Here is a 12,705-nt window from a genome sequence, read left to right on the forward strand (position 1 = left end):
ACCGAAGCTCCGCTCACCAAGCAACCTGCCGCATCACTCGCCCGAGCCCGGCGCGAACTCCTGCCGGGCGAATCCCGCCGGCGAGCCATCCGCGATGACAGCCATTTTCGGCTTGCGCAGCCGAACATAGATCTGCGCCCCGATCAGCACCACGCACAAAAACAGGAAGAACGCGCTGATCGGATGCGTGACGAACACTGAGGCGTCGCCGCGCGAAATCAGCATGGCGCGGCGGAAATTTTCCTCAAAGCGCGGACCCAGCACGAATCCGAGCAGGATCGAGGCCGGGTGAAAGTCGAGCAGCAACAGGAGATAGCCGACCAGCCCGATGACCACGGTTTCGCCGACCTGGAACATGTCGTTGTTGGTCGAGTAGACGCCGATTGCGACGAAGAACAGCGCGCTCGGATACAAATACTTGTAGGGGATCATCAGCAGTTTCACCCACAGGCCGATCATCGGCACGTTGAGCACGACCAGCATGATGTTGCCGATCCAAAAACTCGCGATCAGGCCCCAGAAGATGTCGGGATGCTCCTTGATGAGCTGCGGGCCCGGCACGATGCCCTGGATCAGCAGGGCGCCGAGAATCAGCGCCATCACGGCGTCGCCGGGAATGCCGAGACTCATGGTCGGAATGAAATCGCCCTGCACCGAGGAGTGCGTCGAGGCCTCCGGACTGGCGACGCCTTCGATCATGCCGGTGCCGAATTTCTCCGGCGTTCTGGAAACCTTCTTCTCCGTCGCATAGGCGATGAACGAGGCGATCGTCGGACCGGTGCCCGGAATCAGCGAGCACAGGCTGCCGACCAGCGTGCCGCGAAACATCGCGGGGATCGAACGGCGGAGCTCGTCGCGCGACGGCCGCAGGTCGCGAAATCCAACATTGGAGTAGCGCGTGTTGATGTCGGAAAACTGGTTCACGCTCTTCATGAATTCGGCGATGCCGAACAGCCCGAGCGCCAGCCCGACCAGCTCGATGCCGTCGAACAGGCTGGGAATGCCGAAGGTGAAGCGCGGTGTCCCGGTCTCGATGTCGGTTCCCACGATGCCTAGCAAGAGGCCGACCAGGGTCATGGCGATGCCCTTGAGCGGCGAACCGCGCGCCAGGGTCGAACCCGCCAGCAGGCCGAGCAGCATCAGCGAGCAGATCTCGGTCGGGCCGAACTCCAGCGCGACCCTCACCAGGACCGGCGCCAGGAAGATCATTTCCGTGATGCCCCAGGATGCGCCGACGAAGGACGAGATCACGGTGACGCCGAGCGCGGCGCCGCCGCGGCCCTGCTTGGTCAGCGGAAAGCCGTCGAGGCAGGTCACTGCATGCGGCGGATGGCAGGGCAGATTGAGCAGGATCGAGCAGATCGCGCCGCCATATTGCGCGCCATAGAACACGCCCGACAGCATCAGGATGGCGCCGACCGGCTTGATGCCGAATGTCAGCGGCAGCAGGATCGAGATGGTGGCGAGCGGGCCCATGCCCGGCAGCACGCCGACCATGTTGCCGACCAGCACGCCGACGAAGCACCACATGATGTTTTGCGGCTCGAAGGCGACGCCAAAACCGTACCAGAGGTCAGTCAGGGCCGTGGCGAGCATTTCACAGTCCCCAACGGAACGGCGGGAAGGGCACTTTCAGCACATAGGAGAACAGCAGGGTGCCGGCGACCGTGATGCCTGCGGCGAGCAGGGCCGAGCCCTTCCATGTCGCGTTGCGGTCGCCGAGCGCGGAGACGAAGACGCACATGAAGGTGGCGGCGACCAGGCCGAACAGCTTGCCAAAAATGATGAACATGATCGGGCCTGCCAGGATGCAGGCCCAGCCGCGCCATTCCATGCTTTCGGGAAGGATCCGCTCACCATCTTCAAGCGGGGTGATCACGCCCGTCCCGAAGATCAGGATGCCGACGAAAGTCAGGATGATCCCCAGCATGAACGGAAACATGCCCGGCCCCATATGCATCAACGTGCCGAGCTTGTAGGTTGTCGAATTCAAGGTCACCACCGCCCCGAGCAGGATCATCACCAGCCCGGCATAGAAGTCCTTCTTTTTCAGCAGGTTTTGCACCCCGACGCCTCCCGGATTTTGTTCTTGCCGATATCGTTACCATTGGTGGGCCGTCCAACCAACGATCGGCTGATATTTTTGCCTTGGTCTCCATGGCGGCCAGACGTCGCAGGCGCACGTCCAGCCGCAGGCGGGGACTTAATCCTGCGCAATGGGTGACAGTTTGGCCGGCCTTTGGGAGCCTCGAAAGCTCCGACGGTGTGGCCGAACCTCTCTCGTCGTTCCGCGTTTCACATCATGAAAGGAGCGGAGCTCAGCCATGGCTACCGAAGAGGTCGATCCTCGTTTTGCTGATCTCGACGCCTGGCCGCTGGTCTCGGCGATGGAAGCGATGTGGGAGGGCCAGCTCGCGGCGGTCGCATCGGTGGGGCGCGCGCTGCCGGCGATATCGGCGGGGACCCGTGCCGCAAGGGAGGCGCTCAGCGAGCGCGGACGGCTGGTCTATGTCGGTGCCGGCACCTCGGCGCGGGTTGCCATTCAGGACGGGGCAGAGTTGAAGCCGACATTCGGCTGGCCCAAGGAGCGGCTCCACTTCATCATCGCCGGCGGGGAGAGCGCTTTTGTCAGCAGCATCGAGGGCGCCGAAGACGATGTCGCCGATGCCGTCAGGCAGGTCGATGCGGCCTACCTTTCCGGAAACGACGTCGTGATCGCCGTCTCAGCCAGCGGCACGACGCCGTTCACCGTGGCGGCCCTGCAGGAGGCGCGCGCGCGTGGCGCGGTCACGATCGGCGTTGCCAGCAATCCGGGAACTGCGCTGCTCACGCAGGCGGGATACCCGGTCCTGATCGAGACCGGCCCGGAGCTGATCGCAGGCTCGACACGGATGAAGGCCGGGACCGCCCAGAAGATCGTGCTCAACCTGATCTCGACCGGACTGATGCTGGGGCTCGGCTGTGTCTACCGCGGCATGATGGTCGACATGGCGCCGACCAACGCCAAGCTGAAGCGCCGCGCCGAGGCCATGGTGATCAGGATTGCCGGCTGCAGCGAGATCGAGGCCGCGCGCGCCCTCGATGAGACGGCGGGCAATATCAAGACCGCCGCGCTCCTGGCGCTCGGATATGACAAGGCGGAGGCCGAGGCTCTTCTCGTCCGACATCACGGCAATCTCCGTCACGTGCTAGCCGATCGCGGGCCGTGAATGAACGACGGGGGCGGGGCCTGCAACGATCCGCAATGCCGATCGGCAAGGGCGCGTTCTGGGTCTGGACGCCGGGCAATCCTTGCAAAAGAGCTGTTATGAAGGCAGGATACACGCCATTTTGATGATCTGACCGCGCTGACAGCACCGACGGTACGTCCGGATTGGACCGGGCTGCTCCTGTTTTTCACATGCGAATGCCCGACCGCTCGGACGGCCTGCTCGAAACGAGATGAAGCCATTCTGCTTCATCTGAACTGCTGTGCATCGCCGCACCGAAGGAAAATTGAGCATGGCCGAAAGCAGAGCGCGCGTGGCGATTTTGGGCGGCGGAGTGTCGGCATTGAGTGCGGCTTTCGCTTTGACCGAGATAGACCGCAAGGGCGAGAAATACGATATCACGGTTTATCAGCTCGGCTGGCGTCTCGGCGGCAAGACCGCAAGCGGGCGCAACGCCGATTACGGCCAGCGCATCGAGGAGCATGGGCTGCATATCTGGGCCGGCTTCTATGAAAACGCCTTCACCATCATGCGCATCGTTCTCAAGGCGCTGAACCGGCCTTCGACACATCCAATGGCGACGATTGCCGATGCCTTCAAGCGACAAAACAGGATCTTCTATTCGGAAAAATCCGGAGAGCAATGGCAGCCGTGGCCATTTTGGTTCGAGCCGGACGCGGATAAATCGAACTTTCCCGGTCGCGACGATTTGTGGGCGCCCGACAACGTCGTGCCGCCTCTCGGCGAATTGTTACGTCGAGCGATCGCCGCCCTCATCTACGGCTTGAACTACTACGGCGAGGACTGGCCCGGAGACCACAAGATCGAAGCCGCAATTGCGCTCGCCCAAATGCCGCATGGCCAGCAAATCCGGTTTGCGAAACTATCCAACAGCGATGCGACCGGCCATCCCCTGCTGTCGTTGGCCAGCGCCGCCAGCGAGGGGCTGAACAGTCATGTCGCCTCGGTCCGCCGCACGGCCGAGGCGGACACCATCGCGCTGCTGCGCGCCTATCAAGGGCTCGTGAAGCAGTATCTTGGTACGGGAGGCTTTAAAGCCGGATTGCGCCGCATCCTGCTGCTCGCCAACCTCGCCCTGTGCATGCTGCTCGGCATATTGGAGAACGACTGTCTGACGAAGGGCTTGGAGGTTCTCGACAGATACGAGTTCATGGACTTCCTCAGGCAGCAGGACCCGGACGGAGCAAACAACGCGATCGTCACGGCCTTGTACGAATACATCTTCGCCTACCAGAACGGTTCACGCGATCGTCCCAGCGTGTCGGCATGCACCGCCGTCCAGGGCCTGCTGCGGCTGTTTTTCACCTTCAAGGGGGCCTTCTTCTTCAAGGCGGTCTACGGGATGGGCGATACGATCTGCACCCCGCTCTATCAATTGCTCAAGCAGCGCGGGGTCAAATTCGAATTCTTCCGCAGGGTGACCCGTCTCGAGCCGACGCCCGACGGCAACGAGATCGGCACCATCCTGATCGACAGACAGGTCGAACTCGCGGAGGGCCTGAGCGAATACTATCCGCTGACGCCGGTGAATGGCTTCGAATGCTGGCCCTCGTCGCCGCTCTGGGAGCAGATCAAGGATGGCGAGAGGCTGGCCGCATTAGGTTATAATTTCGAGAACTCTTACGGTCGTCCGTTGCCGCCGGTTTCGGGGCCGGAATTGCGCCTGCAGCTTGGGCAGCATTTCGACCAGGTGATCCTGGCAATTCCGGTCGGCGCGCTGCGCCAGATCTGTGAGCCGCTGATGGTTCAACAGCCAGCCTGGGCGGACATGATCGAAAACCTTCCCACCGTGCGCACCCAGGCGCTTCAGCTCTGGATCCGATCCGAAGTGAAAGATCTCGGCGGGCCGTATTGTGATCCATTGGACCAGCCGCCACGCGAAACCATGGGTCCGATCGTGACCACCTGCAAGCCGCCGTTCGACACCTATTCGGACATGTCGCAATTGCTGCCCGCGGAGGCATGGGGTGAACCGGCTCCGCTCTCGATTGCCTATTTTTGTGCAGTCATGGCCGACGACGCGGCGCGGGATGATGCGTCTGCCGCGGCGGATAAAGTCAAGGGCGACGCCCGGGACTGGATGACGTCGTGGCTTGACACGCTGTGGACCAACATCGGCAGCGACGAGCAATTCCGCTGGGACTTGCTGCATTCGCCACGCAATCTTGCCGGGCCGGCGAGGCTCGACGATCAGTACTGGCGCGCCAACATCAATCCCGGCGACCGCTATGTGCTCAGTCTGCCCGGCACGCTGCGCCATCGCATGGAGCCGGGCAAGTCGGGTTACGCCAATCTGTATCTGGCCGGCGACTGGACCATGGTCGCGGAGATCAATGCCGGCTGCGTGGAAGTGGCGGCCATGTCGGGCCTTGCCGCCGCTTCCGCGCTGTCCGGCGTCCACATCCCGATCGTTTCGATGAAACCCCAACCCGACCGGATCGCGGACCTGTCGCCCCTGCCTGTCACCAAGCCCGGCTATATCAATTACGCCGGGTGGAACACGCTGCCGCCACCGCCGTATTTCTGCAACGACACGACGTATTACACCTTCCTTTTCCCCGCCGGCCTGTGCGCCTGCCAGGATTTTCTAGATCGGTCCTACAATGTCGTTGCAGGCGGTCAGCGTTTTCGCGTCCTGCTCGCCCAGGTGTTCCTGAACATTGTGCAGTCTCGCAAAACCGGCGCACTGACGCCGCCCTTTTCGCAGCAAGGCACCATCGCCGCGACCGACATCGGCTTCTGGCTTCTGGTCGGCAGCTATGAACCCGGCGGCTGGCTGCCGACATCGGTCGGCTTCGTGCCTGCGTATCTGTTCGTTGACAATGCCTGGTCCGTCATCGCCGCGCGCGATGTGTGGGGCTATCCGAAATACCACGCGGCGATCAGCCTGCCGGACACGGCGCCTTCGTGGGGTCCTTTTGAGGTGTCGGCCCTCGCCATCGCGAAATTCGCGCCCACGGAACATGCCAGCCTGCAACGGATGCTGAAGCTGTCCGGTACGCCCAGCCAACCGCCTTCACCTGCCGATCGGCCCGCAACCGCCGCGAGCGCGGCGGCATTGACGGCCGAATTCTTCAAGCAGGCTTGCGTCGGAGCGGACGCCGCGCGGCTGAACCAGCTGACGGACCATCCGGATATCCCGGAGTTCCTCACCACCCCAGGCGGCTTTCCATCCCGGGTGTTTTATCTGAAACAGGAGAGGTCCTCGGACAGCGTTGTTACGGCAAGCTACCAAAGATTGCTGCAGGGCGATCTCACCGTGACAAACATGAAGCCGGGGCAATTCCGGCTGCTGTCCGGAAATTGGTCGCTCGAACTCGGTGACTTCGACAGTCATCCATTCATTCGTGATCTCCGTCTCGGCACGCCGACGGATGGCAAACTGGTCCTGACCACGACGCTCGGGTTCTGGGCGGAGATCGATTTCACCGTGGGAATGGCAAGCCCCATCGCATGACCGGTGCGTCGATCTCGGCCCATTGCGACGGGACTTTTGGTCATTGCTGCAGCTTTGCCGCCTCCTGAACGAAAGCGGCGGCGCCTTGCGCCTCGGCAATGGCGATGGCCTCGCGAAGCGCAGCCGACACGTCCTCGGGGGCGGTGCCGGGAATGCGAGCAAGGATCTCGGCCCGCCGACGATTCAGCGGCGACAGGAAATAGCTGTCGCCATGACGGCGAGCTGCTTCTATCGCTGCCTCGATTGTGCGCAGCGCCGCCGCGGGGTCACCCGAGGCGAGTTGCAGGCCCGCCACCTCTCCGAGATAGAAGCTGGAAAAATGCAGCATCCCAAGTTTCTGGAAAGCGGGCAGTGTACCTTGCGCTGTTTCCAAGGCCAGCCTGGGCTCTCCAAGGTACCCGCGCGCATGGGCCTCCAGGCTGCTTGCGACCAGCTGGTACAAAGGGTAGCCATGCTCTTTGCAAAGGCCGAGTGCTTCCTGCGCGTCGGCCTGCGCGCCGACGAAATCACGCCGGGCGAGCTTGTAGAAGGCAAGCCACGACAATGCCCAAACGAGATCGAAGGGACGCGCCAGCGAGCGCGCATGTGCATCCAGTTCGGCCGCGACACGCTCCGCACCCGCCGCGTCGCCCATCGCGTGCAGCACTTGCAGCAGCGAGGCGAGGCCTGTCACCAGCGGGTCCTGAGAGGAGACCCTTGGCAGCCGGGCGCCGTCCTCCTTCGCATAGGCATGCACTCCTTTTTCGAGATGCCGCCGTGCCGTTTCCAACTCGCCCTTGACGAACAGGATGTAGCCCAGCGTGCAATCGCCCTCGATGCGATGCTCCGGAAGGCCGGTCTGCTCGCCGATTCCCAGGCAGAGCCGTGCCGTTTCCTCGGCGCCAACCAGATCCCCGGCTACAATCAGGAAACTGCAAATTCCGCGGAGGACGGCGAACAGATCGGCGACGTTGCCGAGGGCATCGCAGATCGCTCGCGCCTCAGCCAGAACTCTTCCGACCTCGGGAACGGCGTAGCCTCGGGATGCTGCGAGGCTGACCGCAAGGCCGATCAGCAGTTGCAATCTAAGCACCACGCGGCCGCTCTCCTCAGGCAAGGAGCTCAGCAGATCGAGCGCCGTCTGGAAATGCCGAGCCGCTTCGACATGCGCGGCGCGCGAGGCGGCACGCTGCCCGGCGGCTGCCCACAGCGGGATCGCCTCTGCGATCGCGCCGCTTTCGCTCAAATGATAGGCGAGCAGTTCCGGCTCGGTTTCACCGGTTTCGGGAAAACGCTCCCGCAGCACGGCGGCGATCTTTCCGTGCAAGCCTTGACGTTCTCGCTTGGACAGCGACTCGTAAGCCGCGTCGCGGATCAGCGCGTGCTTGAACAGATAGGTGCTGGTGGGCGGAACGCCGCTGCTTTCCACCAGCCCCGACAAGGTGAGTTCGCGAAGGCCCGCGCGCAATTCGTCGTCGGGCTGCGCGGCAACGGCGGCGAGCAGTTCATAGCTGAATCGGCGGCCAATCGCGGCGCCGAGATTGGCGATCCGCCGGGCCGGCCCCAACCGGTCGAGACGAGCCACCAGGGAATCCTGCACCGACATCGGAATCGTGACCGCTGCGACACCGGCCGCCGTCGCCTCCAGCACTGACTTGGTCATCTCTTCCACAAACAGGGGAATGCCGTCGCAGCGGGTCACGATCTGCCGCACCGCATCGGTGGGCAAAGCTTCGGATGCAAGATGCACGCAGATCCGCTCGGCATCGCCGCGATCCAGCCGCGCCAGCCGCAGATGGGTGACGTTCGCCTCCCCGGTCCAGGAAGGTTGGTATTCCGACCGGGCAGTCACCACGATCAGCCAACGCCGGCCCGCGGCCATCCGAACGGCGCGATCGAGCAGCTCCAGCGTGGTCGAGTCGCTCCAATGCGCATCTTCCAGCACGAACATGGCGGGGCGCGACGTCGCCAACTGTTCCATGATCCCAAGCAGCGTGTCCTGCGTGACCTCCCTGCGCTTGTCGGGGGTCATGACGTCGATTGGCGTCCCGGCCTCGGCCGGGACGCCGATCAGATCGGCGAGCACTGCCTGGCTGAGCGGGCTCGCCACCCCGTATCGCGCCAGCACACGGCCGAGCTTTTCGCGTCGCCTCGTCGCGCTGTCGGTGCGGTCGAAGGCAGCGAGGCGCGCGATCTGCTGGGAGATGGGCTGCAACGCACTGTCGGCGTAGGTAGGACCGCAGTACCAGATCATTTGCTCATGCGACGTTTCGGCGGCGTGCCTGCGCAACTCTTCGACGATCCGGGACTTGCCGATGCCGGGCTCGCCGTGAAGCAAGATGATTTGGCCTTTTCCCGACTGCGCCTCCGTCCAGCGAGCGAGCAGCAGGGCTAGGACATCGACGCGATCGACCATGGGCGTCAGCTTGCCGGGGGCGCGGGCCTGGAAACGGCTTGCCCCGATCGCCTCGACGGCTTCGAAGGCCTCAATCGGCGTCGCAAATCCCTTCAGCGCAAACGTGCCGAGATCGCGGTAGCTGAAAACGCCGTGGGTCATCCGCTGCGTCGATTTGGCGACGACGACGGTGTTCGGTGCGGCTACGGTTTGCAGACGGGCGGCCAGGTTCGGCGTTTCACCGACGATTTCGACCGCTCGGCTCCCGCGGCGGCCAATCAGATCGCTGACAACGACCAGACCGGTGGCGACGCCGACGCGCGACTGCAACGTGATTCCGAGTTCGCGGCCGATCCGGCCCACGGCATCACGAATCTCCATGCCGGCTCGAACCGCATTCGCCGCGTCATCCTCGTCGGCGCGCGGATAGCCGAAATAGGCCAGCGCGCCATCACCCGTGAACTGGCTGACATGTCCGCCATGGCGGACGATGATCTCTTCGCAGGCCGCCAGATACCCGTCGACGACATCCATCATGTCCTCGGGATCGAGCCTTACGGTGAGAGAAACCGAATCGACGAGGTCGCAGATCAACGCCGTCACTTGACGTCGCTCGGTCCGGTGCGCATCTGACCGCGAACCGCGCTCGCCCGCCGTATCCGGCGCCGGCGCGTGCAAGGTCGCACCGCAGCCGCGGCAGATCGGCGATCCAGCGGGATTCTCAAGTCCACACGTCTCACAATGCATGCGCGCTTGAAACTCCTGACCGACATGGGTGCGAGGCGGCAACCCACAGACCTGCGGTAGGCTTCGTACAGGCCACGGGCCGCGAAGGCGCTGTCGTTGACGCCGTGTTCGACATGCTGCGTTTCTTGCTGCGTGCGCGGCCGACGATCCGTTTTGAGACCTGTCCGCAAGCTTATGAGCCGCCGGACGTCCGCAAGCGTGACGATATTCATGCACCCGGCTCCTTGCAACAGCAGTCTCCGGGCCGCGATGCATGGCCGACAGGTTTGGGGGCCTTTCTCTGCAAGACATAACATGAGTTACAGTCAGAGCCGTCCCATCGCACCCTTATCCCGATGCCGCGCCGGCTCGCTCGATCAGAATGACGAGAGCGGCAAGGACTATGGTACCGGATTGAAGGAAGAATGCTGCTGGCGCGAGAGCCGGCAAATTTTTCGTCGGGCGTCCCGGCGCTGGTCTGATCCGGCCATGCAGATCTCCTGCAGACTGGCAGCTACGCGCACCGGCGAAAGAGCAGACCTGCGCGCGATGCCCGGCCGCAACGTCAGCTCAAGCGATGAGGGCGCGCACACGGCAGCGCTTGACCCGGTCATCCCGCAGCGCGCATGCTGGGCCGTTCAGCAATTCAAACGAATGGCCGCGTCGCGTTGATGATGCGGCGGGACCGTGCCCGATGCGATCCATCCACAATGCCCGACGACGATTCCTCGCCAATCTTGGCGCGGCAGCTCTGCTCGCACCGGCGCTTGCGCGGTCGGCGTGGGGGCAGGCCGCGCCCATGCCCGGCGCCGGGCCGATGTTCGACGTCCGGGCCTTCGGCGCCACCGGTGACGGCAAGACCATTGATTCGCCGGCGATCAATCACGCGATCCAGGAAGCTGCGATCAAAGGTGGGCTCGTCTACGTCCCGGCGGGGACCTATGCCTGCTACTCGCTGCGGCTGGCCAGCGCCGTCGTCCTCTATATCGACGCGGGCGCCACGCTTCTGGCGGCCGACACGCCACGCGAGGGCACCGCCTCGGGCTATGATGCGGCCGAGAGCAACGCGCCCTGGGAGGCCTTTCAGGATTTTGGCCATAATCACTGGCACAACAGCCTGATCTGGGGTGAGAACATTCACGACGTCGCCATTCTCGGACCCGGCCTGATCTGGGGGCGGGGCCTGAGCCGCGGCCACGACGATGCCGATCTTCCCATCGCGGAGGCGCCCGGCGTCGGGAACAAGGGGATCGCGCTAAAAAATTGTCACAATGTCATCCTGCGCGATTTCTCGATGCTCGCCTGCGGCCATTTTGCGATCCTCGCCACCGGTGTCGACAATTTCACCATCGACAATCTGAAGATCGACACCAACAGGGACGGCATCGACATCGACTGCTGCCGGAACGTGCGCGTCTCCAATTGCAGCGTCAATTCGCCCTGGGATGACGCGATCTGCCCAAAAAGCTCCTTTGCGCTGGGATATGCGCGGGTGACCGAAAACGTCACCATCGCCAATTGCTATGTGACCGGCGGCTATCAGGTCGGCTCGCTGCTCGACGGCGGCTTCAAGCGGCTTGCCGAAGGCGTGGAGGATCATGGCTGGCAGCGCACCGGCCGCATCAAATGCGGCACGGAATCCAATGGGGGCTTCAAGAACATCGCCCTGTCCAACTGCATCTTCGAGGACTGCCGCGGCTTTGCGCTTGAAACTGTGGATGGCGGCATCATCGAAGACGTCACCTTGACGGGCCTGACGATGCGCAACATTCGCAACGCGCCGTTGTTCCTGCGGCTTGGCGCGCGCATGCGCGGGCCCGAGGGCATGGCGATCGGAAGCCTCAGGCGCGTGCTGATCAGCAACGTCACCTGCCATGCGCCTGACAACGACATGCCGTCGATCCTCAGCGGAATTGCGGATCACCCGATCGAGGACGTCAAGATCAGCGATTGCTATTTCCTGCAGAAGGGGGGCGGGAGTGCGGAGACGGCGGCCTTGCAGCCGACCGAACGGCCGGCCGAATATCCGGAGCCCGCCCGCTTCGGTCCGTTGCCGGCGCAGCATTTTTATGTTCGTCACGCGCGCAACGTCGAATTCAGCGGGGTCGAACTCGCCGCGGTAGCTGCGGATGCGCGGCCGGCATTCTGGCTGGGCGATGTCAATGGTGCCGATTTGCATCACCTTAAACTGCCGGCATCTCGCGGAGCCGCGGTGATGCTCAACGACGTCAGCGGATTCCGGGCGACCGGAAACCGCGATCTCAGGGACATCTCGATCGAGCAGGCGGTCTCGCACTTGCAGCTTTGACGCCCGCTTGGAGTGGCGCGTACGTGCGCAACGAATGCAGTCGTCCGCTCGTAGTCGCGCTAGAGACTTGGCTACGCGAGCAACGCGCAAAGCTTTCCGGATAAAGCAACGTCAGCAAAGCCTACCGCCATTACCCCGGCTCGAACGGACCCGGCTCAGAGAAGCCTTCGATCGATTCGACCTTTGCGTAGTTCTCGGCGATGCTCTCGGGTGTCAGATGTGGATCGTAGAAGCCAGGTCCCATAACGACAGCGATACGTTGGATTGCTCCGGCTTCCACGTTGTAGATCCTGTTCGTCTCCGAACAACCGTCGCTTGCCAGCCAGACGATCGCCGGCGCAACAGCCTCAACCGGCATGGTGGCTTCGCTCTGTTTCAGCCAGGCCGGATCCGCAACCGCCGCTGGGTGCATCCTCGTGTACCCGTTCGGCGAAATGGTGTTCACGAGAATGCCGTGCTCTGCACCTTCAATTGCAAGAATGCGCATCAATCCGACCACTGCGCTCTTGGCCGCCGCATAGGTGGCTTGGCCACGCATGCCGAACAGGCCGACGACTGACGTCGTGAGGATGATCTTGCCATGCCGCTGTGCGACCATGTGCGGCCAGGC

At 63.3% G+C, this 12,705-nt stretch carries 8 protein-coding genes; 4 read left to right on the forward strand and 4 right to left on the reverse strand.

The window, feature by feature from the left end:
- Positions 1–33 precede the first annotated feature (33 nt).
- A complete protein-coding gene (locus tag JOZ76_RS06335; RefSeq protein WP_291697774.1) occupies positions 34–1,596 on the reverse strand; it encodes a tripartite tricarboxylate transporter permease in 1,563 nt (520 codons plus the stop codon).
- Between the two features lies 1 nt (position 1,597).
- Positions 1,598–2,065, reverse strand: coding sequence for a tripartite tricarboxylate transporter TctB family protein (locus JOZ76_RS06340; protein WP_291697775.1), 468 nt, complete (start codon positions 2,063–2,065; stop codon positions 1,598–1,600).
- 259 nt (positions 2,066–2,324) lie between these two features.
- Here JOZ76_RS06340 and JOZ76_RS06345 point away from each other — a divergent pair, with 259 nt between their 5' ends.
- A complete protein-coding gene (locus JOZ76_RS06345) occupies positions 2,325–3,209 on the forward strand; it encodes an N-acetylmuramic acid 6-phosphate etherase (RefSeq protein ID WP_291697776.1) in 885 nt (294 codons plus the stop codon).
- Positions 3,210–3,501: 292 nt separating this feature from the next.
- Positions 3,502–6,687, forward strand: a complete 3,186-nt coding sequence (locus JOZ76_RS06350) for an FAD-dependent oxidoreductase (RefSeq protein ID WP_291697777.1) — start codon at positions 3,502–3,504, stop codon at positions 6,685–6,687.
- A gap of 40 nt (positions 6,688–6,727) precedes the next feature.
- Here the strand turns inward: JOZ76_RS06350 and JOZ76_RS06355 are convergent, their stop codons facing one another.
- Positions 6,728–9,739 (reverse strand): AAA family ATPase, encoded by a 3,012-nt coding sequence (locus JOZ76_RS06355; RefSeq protein ID WP_291697778.1) that lies wholly within the window; start codon positions 9,737–9,739, stop codon positions 6,728–6,730.
- A 363-nt stretch (positions 9,740–10,102) separates the two neighbouring features.
- Here JOZ76_RS06355 and JOZ76_RS06360 point away from each other — a divergent pair, with 363 nt between their 5' ends.
- A complete protein-coding gene (locus JOZ76_RS06360; RefSeq protein ID WP_291697779.1) occupies positions 10,103–10,459 on the forward strand; it encodes a hypothetical protein in 357 nt (118 codons plus the stop codon).
- Between the two features lie 22 nt (positions 10,460–10,481).
- Positions 10,482–12,095 (forward strand): rhamnogalacturonidase, encoded by a 1,614-nt coding sequence (locus JOZ76_RS06365; protein ID WP_291697780.1) that lies wholly within the window; start codon positions 10,482–10,484, stop codon positions 12,093–12,095.
- A gap of 130 nt (positions 12,096–12,225) precedes the next feature.
- Here the strand turns inward: JOZ76_RS06365 and JOZ76_RS06370 are convergent.
- Positions 12,226–12,705 (reverse strand): SDR family NAD(P)-dependent oxidoreductase (locus JOZ76_RS06370; RefSeq protein WP_291697781.1); only part of this gene is annotated, 480 nt, incomplete at its 5' end.

Origin of the sequence: Bradyrhizobium sp. (genome assembly GCF_019244115.1) — a bacterium.
Taxonomy (GTDB): domain Bacteria; phylum Pseudomonadota; class Alphaproteobacteria; order Rhizobiales; family Xanthobacteraceae; genus Bradyrhizobium.